The organism is Nonomuraea fuscirosea (genome assembly GCF_035917475.1).
GTDB classification, from domain to species: domain Bacteria; phylum Actinomycetota; class Actinomycetes; order Streptosporangiales; family Streptosporangiaceae; genus Nonomuraea; species Nonomuraea fuscirosea.
Genome location: NZ_CP109074.1, coordinates 6672160 through 6686731, shown reverse-complemented (window position 1 = coordinate 6686731; position 14572 = coordinate 6672160). Strand labels below are relative to the sequence as shown.

14 protein-coding genes and 1 pseudogene are annotated in these 14572 nt (G+C 70.3%); 4 read left to right on the top strand and 11 right to left on the bottom strand.

Annotated elements, in window-relative coordinates; translation table 11 throughout:
* Window positions 1-57 precede the first annotated feature (57 nt).
* A complete protein-coding gene (locus OIE67_RS30625) occupies window positions 58-1212 on the top strand; it encodes an ROK family protein (protein ID WP_326626934.1) in 1155 nt (384 codons plus the stop codon).
* 261 nt (window positions 1213-1473) lie between these two features.
* Window positions 1474-2745, top strand: a complete 1272-nt coding sequence (locus OIE67_RS30620) for an ABC transporter substrate-binding protein (protein WP_326626932.1) — start codon at window positions 1474-1476, stop codon at window positions 2743-2745.
* 91 nt (window positions 2746-2836) lie between these two features.
* Here OIE67_RS30620 and OIE67_RS30615 read toward each other — a convergent pair whose 3' ends face one another.
* The 10 genes from OIE67_RS30615 to OIE67_RS30575 form a co-directional block, all read right to left on the bottom strand.
* Window positions 2837-3532 (bottom strand): CGNR zinc finger domain-containing protein, encoded by a 696-nt coding sequence (locus OIE67_RS30615; protein WP_326626930.1) that lies wholly within the window; start codon window positions 3530-3532, stop codon window positions 2837-2839.
* A 64-nt stretch (window positions 3533-3596) separates the two neighbouring features.
* The gene (locus OIE67_RS30610; protein ID WP_326626928.1) at window positions 3597-4814 is read right to left on the bottom strand and encodes an MFS transporter; all 1218 of its coding nucleotides are present in this window, start codon (window positions 4812-4814) and stop codon (window positions 3597-3599) included.
* A 266-nt stretch (window positions 4815-5080) separates the two neighbouring features.
* The gene (locus OIE67_RS55565) at window positions 5081-5209 is read right to left on the bottom strand and encodes a YdeI/OmpD-associated family protein (RefSeq protein WP_407674762.1); all 129 of its coding nucleotides are present in this window, start codon (window positions 5207-5209) and stop codon (window positions 5081-5083) included.
* A gap of 111 nt (window positions 5210-5320) precedes the next feature.
* Window positions 5321-6646, bottom strand: a complete 1326-nt coding sequence (locus OIE67_RS30605; protein WP_326626926.1) for a sensor histidine kinase — start codon at window positions 6644-6646, stop codon at window positions 5321-5323.
* Window positions 6647-6707: 61 nt separating this feature from the next.
* Window positions 6708-7055, bottom strand: a complete 348-nt coding sequence (locus OIE67_RS30600; RefSeq protein ID WP_326626924.1) for a hypothetical protein — start codon at window positions 7053-7055, stop codon at window positions 6708-6710.
* Between the two features lie 197 nt (window positions 7056-7252).
* Window positions 7253-8413, bottom strand: a complete 1161-nt coding sequence (locus OIE67_RS30595; protein ID WP_407674761.1) for a magnesium and cobalt transport protein CorA — start codon at window positions 8411-8413, stop codon at window positions 7253-7255.
* Window positions 8414-9092: 679 nt separating this feature from the next.
* Window positions 9093-9242 carry a hypothetical protein gene (locus tag OIE67_RS30590; protein WP_326626920.1) on the bottom strand — a complete coding sequence of 50 codons (150 nt, stop codon included), beginning with the start codon at window positions 9240-9242 and terminating at the stop codon, window positions 9093-9095.
* Window positions 9233-10234, bottom strand: a complete 1002-nt coding sequence (locus tag OIE67_RS30585) for a magnesium and cobalt transport protein CorA (protein WP_326626918.1) — start codon at window positions 10232-10234, stop codon at window positions 9233-9235. Before OIE67_RS30585 ends, OIE67_RS30590 begins: the two co-directional genes overlap by 10 nt.
* 221 nt (window positions 10235-10455) lie before the next feature.
* Window positions 10456-11370 (bottom strand): NmrA family NAD(P)-binding protein, encoded by a 915-nt coding sequence (locus tag OIE67_RS30580; RefSeq protein WP_326626916.1) that lies wholly within the window; start codon window positions 11368-11370, stop codon window positions 10456-10458.
* Window positions 11371-11714: 344 nt separating this feature from the next.
* Window positions 11715-11864: an SGNH/GDSL hydrolase family protein gene (locus tag OIE67_RS30575; RefSeq protein ID WP_326645821.1), complete on the bottom strand. Its 150-nt coding sequence runs from the start codon at window positions 11862-11864 to the stop codon at window positions 11715-11717.
* An 83-nt stretch (window positions 11865-11947) separates the two neighbouring features.
* Between OIE67_RS30575 and OIE67_RS30570 the strand changes: the two are divergent.
* A pseudogene (locus OIE67_RS30570) lies at window positions 11948-12097 on the top strand (phosphodiester glycosidase family protein); the annotation flags it as partial.
* A gap of 38 nt (window positions 12098-12135) precedes the next feature.
* Here the strand turns inward: OIE67_RS30570 and OIE67_RS30565 are convergent.
* Complete coding sequence (locus OIE67_RS30565; protein ID WP_326626914.1) at window positions 12136-13017, bottom strand: helix-turn-helix transcriptional regulator; 882 nt, start codon at window positions 13015-13017, stop codon at window positions 12136-12138.
* A gap of 102 nt (window positions 13018-13119) precedes the next feature.
* Here OIE67_RS30565 and OIE67_RS30560 point away from each other — a divergent pair, with 102 nt between their 5' ends.
* Window positions 13120-14556: an MFS transporter gene (locus tag OIE67_RS30560; RefSeq protein WP_326626912.1), complete on the top strand. Its 1437-nt coding sequence runs from the start codon at window positions 13120-13122 to the stop codon at window positions 14554-14556.
* Window positions 14557-14572: the final 16 nt, after the last annotated feature.

The following is a 14572-nucleotide window of genomic DNA, read 5'->3' as shown; positions in this document are numbered from 1 at the left end:
GCGCTCGCGGCCAAATCAATACTTGACGAAGGAAATTATTGTGCCTAGATTTCAGTCATGTTTCCCGAGGCTGACGCCGTAGCCCCCGCGGTCACGGCGGTCTTCACCACCGTGCTGACCGAGGGCCCGCTCAGCCGCGTCGCCCTCGCCCGCCGGCTCGGCCTGTCCTCCGCCGCCGTCACCAAGGCCGCGCGTCCGCTCATCGAGCTGGGCTATCTGGAGGAGCTGGCCGCGACCGAGCGGACCGGGCCGGGCGCCGGGCGTCCGGCCAGCCCGCTGGCCATCCGGGCCGACCGCGAGTTCTTCGTCGGCGTGAAGATCACCGGTGACGAGCTGATCGGCGTGGTCTGCGACCTTCGCGCCGAGGTGCGCACCTCGGCCCACCGGCGGCTGTCGGCGCCCGACGTGGACCACGTCCTCACCGAGCTGGGCGAGCTCGTCGGCGAACTGCTCGACCGTCCCGGCGGCTACCGGGCCCGTACCCGCCGGCTCGGGCTGGCCGTCTCCGGCGACGTCGACCGCTCCACCGGTCTGGTGCGGTACTCGCCGTTCCTGCGCTGGCACGACCTGCCCCTGCGGGAACAGGCGGAGAAGATCACCGGCCTCACCGTCACCGTGGAGAACGATGTCAAGGCGCTGACCACCGCCGAGCACTGGTTCGGCGAGGGCGTCGGCGCCGAGTCGTTCGCCCTCGTGACCGTCGGCGCGGGCATAGGCTGCGGCCTGGTCGTCGGCGGACGCCTCGTCTCCGGCTCACACGGCGTGGCCGGCGAGATCGGCCATGTCGGCGTCGACGTGAACGGCCCGGCCTGCCACTGCGGGAGCCGCGGCTGCGTCGAGGCGATCGCCGGCGCCGACGCCATCGTCCGGCAGGCCCGGTCGGCCGCCGGCCGGCCGGAGCTGACCTTCGAGGACGCGGTGGCGCTGGCCCGGGCCGGTGACGCCCCGGCCGGCGCCGTCTTCGCCCGGGCCGGCGACGCGATCGGCTCCGGCATCGCCGCGGTCGCGAACCTGGTCGGCCCGGCCCGGATCGTGGTCTCCGGCGAGGGCTTGGCGGCCTACGACCTGTTCGAGCCGCACATCAGGGCCGGCTTCCAGCGCCAGGCGTTCGGCGCCGCCGCCGACTGCCCGCTCTCCATCCGCCCCCTGCCGTTCGAGGAGTGGGCGCGCGGGGCGGCCACCGTCAGCATCCAGGCTCTCGTGGCCTCCTGACGTTCCCGGGGGCCTTCCGCCGGGGTCTCTCCCCGAGATCCTGAGCGCCGCGGTTCGACGGTGATCTTTGCTGACTTTCTCTGACAAGGTCAGTACAGTTGTCGCACCGATGCGCAGAGCAACCCCTCGACCGCCATCAGGAGCGCCCGGCTGTGTGCGATCCGCCACCGGGCTGACGCCGGACCCTCGATCCGTGTCGCCGGGCGCAGTGCCGAAGACGTTTTTCCACCCCCCAGCTGAAGATCCACAGGAGGTAGAGCCGTGAGCTCTGGCAAGAAGATCTGGTCGGCGGCCTTACTCGCCACAGCCATGCTGACGGTCACCGCGGCCTGCGGCGGCGAGAGCGCCGGGGGCGAGATCAAGCTGCGCTTCTCCTACTGGGGTGGCGACGCGCGCCAGAAGATGACCGAGGCGGCGATCGCGAAGTTCGAGGCGAAGAACCCGGGCATCGACGTCGAGGCCGAGGTCTCCGACTTCCCCAGCTACTACGAACGGCTGTCCACGCAGGTCGCGGGCAGGGACGCGCCCGACGTCATGACCCTGGAGATCCGTGGCCTGCGCGAATACGCCGAACGCGGCACACTGGCCGAACTGGCCTCCAAGGTCGACACCGCCGACATCGACGGCAAGGTGCTGGCCACCGGCGTCGTCGACGGCAAGCAGTACGCCATCCCCTCCGGGGTCAACGCCTACTCCATGGTGATCAACCCGGCCCTGGTCGAGGGCGCCAAGGTCGCACTGCCCGACGACACCTCGTGGACCTGGAAGGACTTCGTCGAGCTGAGCTCCAAGGTCACCTCCGGCAGCGGCGGCAAGGTCACGGGTACGCAGCTGAACTGGAACCCCGCGTACCTGCAGATCTACGCCGCGCAGAAGGGCGAGCGGTTCTACGACGGCAACAAGCTCGGCGTGTCCCCGCAGACGGTCAAGGACTGGATGGCCATCGCGCAGGACCTGATCAAGACGAAGGGCTCGCCCGCCGCCGCCAAGAGCTCCGAACTGTACGACGTCGGCATCGAACAGACGCTGATCGGCACCAACACCGGCGCGTCGATGATGATGTGGAGCAACGTTCTCGGCGCGGCCGCCAAGGCCTCGGGCCAGAACCTCGAACTGCGGCGGATGCCGAAGGCCGAGGGTGCCACGACCGGCGGCATGTTCCTGCAGCCGGCCATGCTCTACACCGCCTCCTCCGGCTCGAAGCACGCGGCCGAGGCCGCGAAGTTCATCGACTTCATGGTCAACGACAGCGAGGCCGGTCAGATCATCCTCAGCGACCGCGGCCTGCCGGCCAATGCCAAGGTGCTGGCGGCGGTCAGCGCCAAACTGCCGCCCGCGGACCTGAAGACGATGGAGTTCGTGAACGAGATCCGTGACGAGCTGACCGACCCGCCCGCCGCCCCGCCGAGGGGCTCCAGCGCGATGGAGGACGTCATCAGGCGCTACGGCGAAGAGGTCGTCTTCGGCCGGATGACCCCCGACGAGGCCGCGCAGAAACTCATCACCGAGGCCAACGCCCTGCTCGCGGGCTGAGCGCCACACCCTCAGTGGCGGCCGGATGCCGCCGTCGGCATCGTCGTGAACGCGGCGGCCCCCGGAGCACGCGCCCGGCGACGCACCGGGCCTACGGGGTGTCGTCCCGGGCGGCGCGGCGGCGCTCGGTGAGCCGCCGGGCCTTCGCCGTGTTGCCGCAGTCGGCCATGCGGCACCAGCGGCGGGAGCCGTTGCGGCTCTGGTCGAGGAACAGCCACCCGCAGCCGCCCTCGTGTGTGGGGCAGCGGCGTACCCGAGTCAGGTCGGCCGTGCGCAGGACGTCGAGTGCGGCCTCGGCGGCCCGGTCGGGTATCAGCATGGCGGGTATCGTGCCGTAGGTGAGCCGCACCCGCGGCGGGTCGCCTCTGTCGAGCACCAGTGCGGCTCTGGCGGCCGCCCCGGCCCATCGCTCGTGCAGTGCGACCAGCGCGGCCCCGGCCGCGACCGGGTCCCCCTCGGCCGGGCCGCTCGCGTCGCCATCGGGCCCGCCGCCGGCGGGCCGGATCGTCGCGAGCACCACGACGTGCAGCCCTTCCCGGATGTCCCGTACCGCGGCCAGCCCCGCCCGCGCCGACGCGGGATCGTCGCGCCACGCCCGGCCGGCCCGATCGTGCTCCGCGTCGCTGATCAGGCCCGCCCTGGCCGCCCAGCGCAGCAGCGCGGAGGTGTCGGACAGGGAATCGTGGGGCGGCCCGCCGTCGAGCGGTGACCCTCGTTCGAGCGTGTTGACCAGATCGAGCGCGGGGTGCCCGCCGACCAGGGGAAGGTGTCCCACGTCGAGTGACATGCCGTCGAGGCTACCACTCAAACCGGTCAAGGGGGTTGCACGGTTCGATGCGTCGGGCATCGGGTCACCTGACCCGGGCGCTCTCGGGCAGGGGGTCGCCGGTCGTGGCCCGCGTGATCTTCCGGCGGCTGGACACGGCCGGTTCGGCCAGCACGATGGCGAACGCCACCAAGCTGAGCAGCGCCCCGGCCAGTGCCGTGCTGCGCACGCCGGGACCGGGCAGGAGCACGCTGCCGAGGAACGCGCCCGCGGTGATTCCCACATTGAACGCCGTGGAGGTGGCGGCGCTCGCCATGACCGACTCGCCCGGCGCGTACACGAGCACCCGCGACCCCAGTACGGCGGTCAGGCCCGCGAGCGTGAAGCCGGACAAGGAGATCGCGATGACGGCCCCGGCCGGGGAGGCGCCGACCGCGTACTGCCCGGCGAGCGCCAGCGTCTGCAGGCCGACGAGCCCCGTCATGGTGATCCAGCCGTGGCGGTCGACGAGGTAGCCCACCACGAACACGCCGGCCAGGCCCGCGATGCCTCGTGCCAGCAGAAGCGGGCCGATCGACGACTCGGTGAAGCCGCTGACGTCACTCAGGAACGGGCTGATGTAGGTGAACGCCGCGAACGCGCCGGTGACCGCGACCGCCGTCGTGGCCACGATGGACAGGTACCGGCCGCGGTCGGGCGCGCTGCCCCGGTCGGCCGCGCCCTGCCCGGGGGGCGTGTCGGGCAGGACGGCCGCGATCGTGGCGAGGACGAGCAGGGCCAGGCCGCTGAGCGCGAGGAAAGCGACCCGCCAGTTGGTCTGCTGGCCGAGCCATGTGCCGGCCGGGATGCCGGTCAGCGCGGCGCTGGAGGCGCCGGCGTACAGGATGGACAGGGCCCGGCCGCGCACCTCGGCCCGGAAGAGGCCGGCGGCGGCCGGCGTCACGATGGCCCAGAACAGCGCCTGGCTCAGCGCGGTCACCATCCGGGCGCCCATGAGCAGCCAGTAGTCTCCCGCCAGGGCCGACAGGCAGGTCGCCACGACGAAGACGCCTAACAGGACGCACAGCAGCCGCCGCCGGGGCAGCCGGCGGGTCAGCCGCGTGAGCGGCAGGGACACCAGCACGATGATCAGACCGTATCCGGTGACCAGGAGCCCGACCGCCGACGGGCTGGTGCCGAGATCCTGGGCGATCTGGGGGAGCAGGCCGATGGGCAGCGACTCGGTGGTCACGTAGATGAACACGGCCAGGGTCAGGGCGGTCAGCGCGACGATCGCCGACTTGCTTCCGAAGCGTTCTTGCACGCGGTCTCCTCAGCTGGTTCACCATCGTCCGGCATGACGAAGGTAGCTTTCTCATGGCTAGCATGAGCGTAGACATGAATCTGCTACCGGTCAATGCGCTTTAGGCGGTACGATAACGACAGAGTAGGAGTCCGAGCGAGGGGCGGCTCCAGGCGGGTGAGCCGATCGGGGCGTCGGCTGGCAGCACCGTCCGGCTCTGGCCGAACGCCGCGCCGTCATGCGCGTGGGCTTGGAGGAGCGAGGCGGGGAGAGGAGTGGTCCGGCGTTCAACTGCCGAGGGCGCGCTTTTGTGGGTGGATCGTCTCGCCACGGGCGAGCATGTCAACGAACTGAGTGATACGGCGGGCTCGGGTCTCGGCGCGTTTGGCGTTCGTGATCCGATCCAGCCGTGGCATATGCCTGCACGGTGCACGTCAGCCACACCACCCTGATCACCTGTCACCCATGTCGTGGGACAGAAGCGTCAGGCATCTCATGGGTAGACACCAAGGTGGTGATGGTCGTACCTAGTCGCTGTGGTGGCGTGGTGGGCTGAGCAGGGGGATACGCGCGACGAAACATGCGCCTTGGTGGGAATCGTCGATGGTGAGCGTGCCACCGTGATGGTGGGCGATCTCCCGGGCGATCGGCAGGCCGAGCCCGGAGCCTCCGGCGTCCTTGGCCCGGGCGGCGGCAAGCCGGGCGAAGCGCTGGAAAACCACCTCACGCTGGTCGGCTGGGACCCCCGAGCCATCATCGTGCACCGTCAGTACGGCGTGATCGTTTTCGCAGCGCAGGGTGACGCGGATGGTGGAGACGGCATGGCGTTCGGCGTTGTCCAGAAGGTTGGTGAGCATCCGGTGGAGCTGTCCACGGTCGCCACGGACGAGGGCAGGCCGACAGTCGGTGACGAGGGTCTTGCCTTGGAGGCGGCGCGCGAGTTCGCGCATGATGAGCTCGTTCAGGTCGACGGGTATCATCGGCGCGCCCGCGTCAGCGTCAAGGCGGCGAAGCTCCATCAGATCGGCAACGATGACGTGCAGTCGTTCGACGCCGGCGAGCAGGGTTCGGGCGGTGGCGGGCCAGTCGGCGTCGTCGGGGTGCAACAGCGCCTCTTCGATTTGGGTGCGTATGGCGGTGACGGGGCTGCGCAGGTCGTGTGAGGCGTCGGCGGTGAACCGGCGTTCCCGGTTGATGGCGCCATCCAGCATGTCGAGGGTGTGGTTGACGGTGCGGGCCAGGTCGTGAATCTCGTCGTGAGGTTGGGGGACCGGTACACGATGCCCGAGGTCGGTCGTGGTGATCTTGGAGAGTTGCGCCCGGATGGCCTCGACGGGCTTGAGGGAGGTGATGACGATGCGGCGCGTGCCAAGGGCTGTAAGGGCGATGGCCAGCGCGGAGGCCGCCAGCAGGGGCGTGAGAAGCTGACCGCTGACATACCAGGGGTAGGCAGGGGCGGCGGCGTAGATCATCCAGTCGCCACCGGGCCTGGGGGCGCGCTGGACCGAGACGATCATGCACCTGTCGTCGAAGCCGGGCATCTGGCACACGGTGTGGTACGCGCCTAGGACTCCGGGTGGAGGGGTGAAGGAGGCCATGGGTGGACGGCTCACCATGGTGGGGCTCGCGGAGACGATCCGGCCGCTGGGATCGATGACCTGAAGGGCGGCGACCGAGGGATCGACGTGGACCGGGGGAAGGTCATCACGCCGAAGCAAGGTAGTGGCGCGCATGGCCGCGTCGTGATTGAGGCGATTGCGTACCGTGGTGCGGTCGTCATGAACCTTCATGAGGATCAGCGCGCTGATGCTCAGGCACAGGACGGTCATCACGGCTGCCGTGATGAAGGTCATCCGCCGTCGTATCGGCCACCGATGGCACGCTTCTTTCAATACGTCGCCTCCCGCGACCAGGCTAAATGCGGCGATCCGCCCGCAGGTCGGTGAAGGGAATGCAGAGGGCCAACTGGCCGCCAAATCTCTCCCACGCTGGATGAGTCGCTTCAGCGGTGGGGCCTTTGACATAGGCCGCTCGCCGGCGGCTATGCCGTAGCGGTAGGGCATCGAGGCCAAGGACGTCGCCACGAAGAAGGCGAAGGTGACCGAGGACGGTCAGCCGGTCATGGTGGTGAAGCTGCTGGCGATGGACGGCACCGACTCCACGACGATCAAGTTCAACCTGCCGGGCAGCGTCGATGAGCAGCAGGCCACTGACCAGATCCGAGCGCAGGGCAGTGGTGATCCGCGTGAGCGCAGCAGGCATGAAGGAACGTCTCCCGAGATGGTGGGAAGGGTGAAAGCCGACTGCGGCGAGGCGGAAGCCTCAACCGATGTGCCTCCGCCGAGCGGTGGGCTCAGGCGTCCTTCGGTGGGCAGACGGGCCCGGCAGGGGTCGCCCGCCCGCGCGACTTTTCATGCGCATGCTGCTCAACGCCCTGCCCCGCCCGAGGTGGGCGGTGTTCACAGCCAGTCGCGGCGTTTGAAGATCGCATACAGGCTGAGGCACGTCAGCATCATCAGGCCGAGGGCGAAGGGGTAGCCGTAGGTCCAGCGCAGCTCCGGCATGCCGGGCGCCTCGAAGTTCATGCCGTAGACGGTGCCGATCAGGGTGGGCGCGAACAGAATGGCCGCCCAGGAGGAGATTTTCTTGATCTCTTCGTTCTGCGCGAGGCTGGCCTGGGTCATGTGCTTGATCTCTTCGTTCTGCGCCTGGCTGACGAGGGTGGCGTTGACGGTGAGGATGTCGGCGAGCATCTGGCGGAAGCCATCCACGCGTTCGGCCACGGTGGTGGCGTGATCGGCGACATCGCGCAGGTAGCGCTGCAACTCCTCCTCGGTGCCGTACTTGGCGAAGCCGGCGGTCAGGCCGTCCAGCATGGCCAGCAGCGGGCGGGTCGCGCGCTGGAACTCGATCACCTCACGCGACAGCTCGTAGATGCGGCGCGAGACGCCGGGGTCGCCCCCGAACACCTGAGTCTCGATCTCGTCGATGTCGTTCTGTAGCCCGGCGATCACGGGGGCGTAGCCGTCCACGACGTGGTCGAGCACCGCGTACAGGACGGCTTCGGGGCCGCGGGCCAGCAACTCGGGGTCGGCTTCCATGCGCTCGCGCACCGGGTGCAGCGGGGGCGCCTGGCCGTGGCGGACGGTGAGCACGAAGTCCGGGCCGGTGAACAGGTGGATCTCGCCGAACTCGACCTGCTCGGCGTCGTCGTCGTAGTGGGCCGCGCGCAGCACGACGAACAGGGTCTCGCCGTAGCGCTCCAGCTTGGGCCGCTGGTGGGCGACGACGGCGTCCTCGATGGCCAGCTCGTGCAGGCCGAACTCGCGGCCGAGCGCGGCCAAGTGCGCCTCGTCGGGCTGATACAGCCCGATCCAGCCCATGGTGCCGTTCTCCCGCCGGCGCAGCCGGGCGCGCACCTGGTCGGGGCTGGCGGGGCTGTCGATGCGCGTGCCGCGCTGGTAGAGGGCCGCGTCCACGACCTGGCCTTCGGCCGGGCGGGCGGGGCGGCGGCCGCGGGGGTCCATCGACTCCTCGGGCGAGGGGTCTCGCTCGGCGTGAGCGGCAGGTAGGGCGGCACGACGGGAGGGGCGCAGGACACGTGAACGCCAGTCGGACATGGGGAACCTCCGGAAGACCAGCAGCAAGGCCACCCGGCACGACAATGCCGGCGCGCGAAAAGGGAAACGCGGGCCGTAGCGCGTGCGCGGGTGGAGAGGGAAGAGAGGAAGGGCGGTCAGCGGGTGCGACTAGGAGGTTGACTGCTCATGCAGCCTCACCTCCTCGCCCTCGGGCCGATCCCGGCGTCATCCGGAAGAACCTGTCCAAGGTAGCGCACGTGCCCCTGACAGCGGCCATAACGGGGCACCGATCAGGCGTGCGTTCAGACCGCCATGGGTAGGTCCGAGGTGCCCGCCCAAGGAGTACGCCAGGCCGCAGCCGGGCGGGGGGGTATCTGCCCGGAGCTGCCGGTCCCGCCCAACGCCCAGACGCTGCAGACGCTGGTCGACGGCGCCGGCGGGCGCGCCTACGACGCCCCAGAGCGCCACCTCACTGGACGCGGTGTATGAGAGCATCGGCAGCTCGCTCGGCACCATGACCAAGACCCAGGACATCAGCGTCCAGGTGCTGCGCTGGGCCCTGCTGCCGGCCTTCGCGCTGGCCGCCCTGTCGCTGCTGACATCGATCAGGCTGGCGCGGCCACGCCGCACCATGCCGCGTCAGGGCAGGCCCCTGAGCGCCGCCGCTCCCTGCACCCCGCCGGCGATCACCAAGGTCGGCTTGCCGTGCGAACCTCCCTCACGGCATCGGACCGGCAGCACGCGGGTCGAGCAGAATGAGCACGCTCAGCAAGACGATCCACGCGACGACGGTGGCCACCAGCAGCCTGGCCGTGGAGTAGCGGCGGCGCAGCCTGTCGAAGGAGTTCTTGAAGGGGTTCACAGCCATCCGCTCCTGCGCAGCAGCCGGTGCACGATGAGCACGGCGACGACCATGACGGTCAGGCTGAGCGGGTAGCCCAGCAGCCAGTGCAGCTCGGGCATGTAGTCGAAGTTCATGCCGTAGATGCCGGCGATCATCGTCGGCACCGCGATGAGGGCCGCCCAGGAGGAGATCTTGCGCATGTCGGCGTTCTGCTGCATCGCCGCCTGGCTCTGCTCCCGCCCCACCAGCGCCAGGTGCGCGCTCAGTACGCTGGTCAGCAACTCGTTGCGCTCATCCACCGCCGCGTCCACCCGCAGCAGGTGGTCCAGCACGTCGCGGAACTGCTCGCGGTTGACCGAGCACAGCTCCACCCGGCCCTTCACGATCTCCTCCAGCACCGGAATCAGCGGATCTTGGGCGGTGCGGAACTCCAGGACCTCGCGCTTGAGCTGGTAGATGTCCTCGGTGACGTCGGCGTGTTCGCCGCTGAACACCCGCTGTTCCAGTGCGATCAGGTCGCCCTCGATCTCGTGGCTGATGCGCCCGTAGGTGTCGACGACCTCATCGCAGATCGCGTACAGCACTCCAGCCGGGCCGCAGGCCAGCAGCTCGGGATCGGCTTCGATGCGGCGGCGCACCGCGGCCAGCGGCGCCGCCTGGCCGTGCCGGACGCTGATGACGAAATCCTCGCTGAGGAACAGGTTGATCTCGCCGACCTCGATGTCGGAGCTCTCCTTGGCGTACAGCAGCGGCTTGAGCACCACGAACAGGGTGTCGTCGTAACGCTCCAGCTTGGCCCGCTGGTGGGCGTGGATCGCATCCTCCACCGCCAGTGGGTGCAGCTTGACCTCACTGGTGATCAGGTCGAACTCCTCCTGGGTGGGCTCGTGCAGGCCGATCCATAAGAAGCAGTCGCCCCGGGCCCGCGCAGCGCCGAACGCGTCGCTGATATCGCCGGTGATCGTCTCACGTACACCGTTGCAGTAGATCGCCTGGTCCACAATCACAAGCAGCATTGTCGCGCACGCGGCCCCATCGGCCGATCGCTCCTTCGGGCGCCGCCCGGGGTCCGCGGCCGGGCGCTCCGGCGATGAGGCCCTGGCCGCGTCGGCCCCCGCCGGCGGACCTGCGCGACTGGGTGGCCGACGTCGAGCCCGACCTGATCGCCGCCGCCCGCCACGCCGGCGTCACCTGGGAGGCCCTCGCGCGGGTGCCGCGTGCCGGCGACCGCCGCGGCTCAACCCAGGTAGAAGTCCCTGCGAGCAGCCACGAACGCCTCGATCGTCTGGGCGGGTACGCCCGTCACGCGTTCGACGTCGTCGGACGCGCCGTCATAGCGGTTCTCCTCGTGCAGCCGGATCAAGATGGTGGCGAGGTGCTGTTCAACGTGCGGCGGCAGGCCCGCCTTGGCGAGCACCTCCGCCCGCCACCGGTCCAGCGGCACATCCACATAGGACACCGGACGCTCCAATGCCCGTGAGAACTCCTCCGCCATCTCGGTCATGTCGACCATGCGTGGCGCGGCCGGCTCGTACGCGTGCCCGACGTGCGGAGCCGGGTCGCGGAGCACGGTGGTGACCACCCGGGCGACGTCGTCCATGGCGACCGGTGCCGTGCGTCCGGTGCCGCATGGCAGCGCGATCGTGCCGGTCTCCCGGATCGACCGGGCGGTCAGCGTGGTGAACAGCGGATTTTCCATGAACACCGTCGGCCGGATGTGCACCACTGGCAGGCCAGACCAATCGAGTACCTGCTCAGCCAGCCAGTGCAGCCGCTGCTGATGCGACTCCGCCCCGCCGGCGCCGGTGGCGGTCATCTCCGACACCACCATCTGTGACATACCCACCAGAACGTTCAGCTCCCCACCTTCCCGCGCCACGGTGGCCACCACGGTCGCCGCCAGCAAATGGTCCGGTGACACGGGCATCGAGAAGTACATCCGCCCTACGCCCTCCAGCGCGGCCGCGACGTTATCGGGCCGGGTCAGGTCCCCGACGACGACGTCCGCCCCGAGGGCACGCAACGTGGCCGCACGCTCGTCGTCGCGGCGGACCATCGCGCGCACTGGCACGCCCTGCGCCCGCAGCTGGTCGAGCACCGCTCGGCCCGTGCCACCTGCGCCGGCGATGAGAACAAGGTTGCCGGCAACCATCGGTCGCTCGCCCTACACGTCGGTGCTGTGCCCGCACCCGCCCGAGCACTCGTGGACGCCACTCTGCGGCACCTTCGTCCCTGGGCGGAAGAACGGTCCTCCATCGGCCATCTCAGTCATGTCGGGATGCCTACCCTTTCTCGGCATGGCGGTCGGCAAAGGCGGTGGCCGGAAAGGGCAAGCCGTCTGCACGGCTGCGAGCAGGGCGAAGCGACGTTGACAGGGCTGTCCGCCCCGCCGAGCGAGACGCGCAGCGGGTGCCGGCGGCCGTGTTCGGGGAAGCGCGCCAGTCTGGGCCGTGCATCGGGACGTGCCGCGAGCCCCGGAGCATTTCAGAGCGGCGGTCAGTGGCATCGTCTGTTCAGGATCGGGCGCAGGACCTTCTCGTACGCGTTGGCGTACGTCATCATGCCGAGGTCGCTCGGGTGCGAGCCGTCCACCAGTTCCTCGGGCCCGGGGAGTTGGCCGTCCCCGTACCGGCGGTCCTCGACCATCAGAATGGGCGTGTCGGGCGGGCCGCGCGCGTCGCGGACGGCGAGCGCTCGACCTTCCGCCCGAGAACAACACGCCGGAGCCCAGGACCGCCGTCGGATTCTCCGCCGACGGGAGCAAGATGCGGCTGGTCGCGGTGGACGGCCGGCAGCCCGAGTTCTCCCGCGGCATCGGGCTGGACGAGCTGGGCGAGATGATGGTGCCGGCCCCGCGGGCCGGCCGCCGGCTGCGCTGAAGGCGTCCGCGGCGCCTGGGCTGTCGTGAGCGATCTCGTCAGGTCGCCGGACGCAGCCGCCGTATCTTCGCGGGACCGTCGATGACGCCGCGGCTGATCCGGCTCGCGAGCTCTTCGAGCCGTTCCCTGGTCGTCCGATCCTCCGGCTGGTACACGACGATTCGGGTGCGGGGGTTCGCCTGGAGCTGCATCGTGATGGTGCGCAGGGACAGCGTGCCGACGTGCAGCGACCGGATCCCCTTCACCCGGTCGGGATCGCCCGACACGTCCGCCTGGTCCCACAGGCGCACGAACAGCGGTGACTCCTCGCGGAGCCGGCCGAGCAGCGGTCCCCAGGCGGGATCGGTGACCGACTCGCCGTAGTACGCACGCAGCCTGGCCACGATGCCCGCGCACTCCTGCTCGTGGTCGGAGTGCCCGGCGATCCAGTCGGGGTGGGTGAAGTGCAGGTAGGCGCAGTTGCGGTCGGCCGCCGGCAGCGCCTCCACGTCGTCGATCATGAACCGGAACGGCGCGTTGTAGGCCAAGGGCTCGAACCACGGGTTCATCGCCACCGCCGGATGCGGGGAGAGGCTGTCCAGCAGCCCCTGCAACTGGCCGCCGACCTCCTCGAAGCCCGAAGGTTCTGTCACGTCCGCGTGCCCGCCGAGGAGCAGCAGGTGACGGCGTTCGCCGGGTGAGAGCCGCAACGCGTCCGCGATCGCCGTCAGTACCTCGACACTCGGTTGTACGTCACGTCCCTGTTCGAGCCACGTGTACCAGGTCGACCCGACGTTCGCGAGGACCGCGACCTCCTCCCGGCGCAGCCCCTTGACCCGGCGCCGGCCGCCGCCACCGGGCAGGCCCACGTCGGCGGGCGCGAGCCGGTCACGCCGAGCGCGCAGGTAGGCGCCGAGCTCACGAGAACGTATGTCCGCCATGGCAACGAGCATGCCACGGCGGGGCCGGGCCAAGGTGGTGCTCCGACCACCAGCGTCACGGCACTCTGGAGGGCCGCCCGCCAGGGGCGCAGGGTGGACGTCATGCAACGGACATGGCCGGTTCTCGTGGCGGCATTCGGAGCGACGTACACGTTCAGCATCGGCAACGTGACCGCCCCACGTCTCGGACCGGATCTGGGTGCCGATCGTGGGGAGGTCGCGCTCGTGCTCGCCGCCTTCGCGGTCACGTTCGCGGCCGGGCTGATCCCCGCGGGACGCCTCGGCGACCGGTACGGACGCCGGCGGCTGCTGGCTCTCGGGCTTCTCGCGGTCGCGCTGACCTCGGCGCTGGCCGCGGCGGCTCCCGGACTCTGGTGGCTGGTCGCCGCGCGGGTCCTGCAAGGTGCGGCCTCGGCGATGGTGATGCCACAGACGCTGGCGATCATTCAGACGTCGGCCGGCCGGGGCGCCCAGGTGCGCGGGGTCGCGGCGTTCACCGCGAGTTCCGGGGTCGGCACCGTGGCGGGGCAGATCGCCGGTGGCCTCGTGATGGGGCTGAGCCTGCCGTGGGCGGGATGGCGAGGGGCGGTCCTGACCTCCGCGATCCCCGCCGTGGTCGCGTTGCTGGGCGTGCGCCGGCTCCGGGTCGCCCCGCCGAACAGCACAGAACGGCCCGACCTCGGCGGCGCGCTCCGGGCGGCGATCCCGCTGCTGGCCCTGGTCGCCGGCCTGTCACTCGGCCCGGCGACAGGCCGGCCCTGGTGGACACTCGCGCTGGTGGCGCTCGGGTTGCTGGGGTTGTACGGGTTCTGGCTCAACCAGCGACGGCGCGAGCCGGCGGGCCGTCCGGTTCTCGTCGCCCCCTCCAGCCTGCGGCCCCCCGCGCTGCGGATCGGGCTGCTGATGACCGTGCTGCTCTTCGCCGGGTACGGCGCGTTCAGCTACGAGTACTCGATGTTCACCCAGGTCGGCCTCGGGTTGACGCCGGTCGCGTCCGGGCTCGGACTGGCCGCGTTCGCGGGGGCCTTCGTCCTCGCGGGACTTCGCATGCCGCGCATCACCGCGCGGTTCGGCGACCGCACGATGGAGGTGGCCGCCGTCCTGCTGGCCGCCGGTCTGGTCGTGCTCGGCCTGGCCTCGTGGTTCAACCAGGGCGAGGGCGCGGCGGTCTGGATCGGCTGCTTCCAGGTGATCGGCATGCTCCTCGGCGCGGCGCAGGCGAGTCAGTACGGCCCCCTCGTCGCGACGGTCATGGCAGCGGTGCCCCATCGAGTCGCGGGCCTGGCCGGAGGCCTGTTCACCACCGCGCAACAGGCTGCGCTCGCGCTCGGCATCGCCACGATCGGCGGCATCCCCGGGACGCTCGCCCCGTCGCTCGGCTGGGAGCGCGCCTTCGCGGCGGGGCTGGGCGTCCAGGTGGTCACGACCGTGCTGTTCTGGGCCCTCGCCCGGCGGCTGCGCGGCTCCGGCACCCGCCGTGCCCCGGACGGAAACGACCCTTCGACCACGTCACTTTCCTTGTCAGAAAACAATCAGTAGAGGATGGGAATTCACT

What these genes read in the sequence shown, in the direction of transcription:
- OIE67_RS30575 (WP_326645821.1), bottom strand. Translation starts at nt 11,864, where the DNA reads ATGGTCGAGGACCGCCGGTACGGGGACGGCCAACTCCCCGGGCCCGAG.
- OIE67_RS30560 (WP_326626912.1), top strand. Translation starts at nt 13,120, where the DNA reads ATGCAACGGACATGGCCGGTTCTCGTGGCGGCATTCGGAGCGACGTAC.
- OIE67_RS30595 (WP_407674761.1), bottom strand. Translation starts at nt 8,413, where the DNA reads ATGTCCGACTGGCGTTCACGTGTCCTGCGCCCCTCCCGTCGTGCCGCC.
- OIE67_RS30590 (WP_326626920.1), bottom strand. Translation starts at nt 9,242, where the DNA reads ATGGCTGTGAACCCCTTCAAGAACTCCTTCGACAGGCTGCGCCGCCGC.
- OIE67_RS30585 (WP_326626918.1), bottom strand. Translation starts at nt 10,234, where the DNA reads ATGCTGCTTGTGATTGTGGACCAGGCGATCTACTGCAACGGTGTACGT.
- OIE67_RS30615 (WP_326626930.1), bottom strand. Translation starts at nt 3,532, where the DNA reads ATGTCACTCGACGTGGGACACCTTCCCCTGGTCGGCGGGCACCCCGCG.
- OIE67_RS30580 (WP_326626916.1), bottom strand. Translation starts at nt 11,370, where the DNA reads ATGGTTGCCGGCAACCTTGTTCTCATCGCCGGCGCAGGTGGCACGGGC.
- OIE67_RS30565 (WP_326626914.1), bottom strand. Translation starts at nt 13,017, where the DNA reads ATGGCGGACATACGTTCTCGTGAGCTCGGCGCCTACCTGCGCGCTCGG.
- OIE67_RS30600 (WP_326626924.1), bottom strand. Translation starts at nt 7,055, where the DNA reads ATGCCTGCTGCGCTCACGCGGATCACCACTGCCCTGCGCTCGGATCTG.
- OIE67_RS30605 (WP_326626926.1), bottom strand. Translation starts at nt 6,646, where the DNA reads ATGACCTTCATCACGGCAGCCGTGATGACCGTCCTGTGCCTGAGCATC.
- OIE67_RS55565 (WP_407674762.1), bottom strand. Translation starts at nt 5,209, where the DNA reads ATGCCACGGCTGGATCGGATCACGAACGCCAAACGCGCCGAGACCCGA.
- OIE67_RS30625 (WP_326626934.1), top strand. Translation starts at nt 58, where the DNA reads ATGTTTCCCGAGGCTGACGCCGTAGCCCCCGCGGTCACGGCGGTCTTC.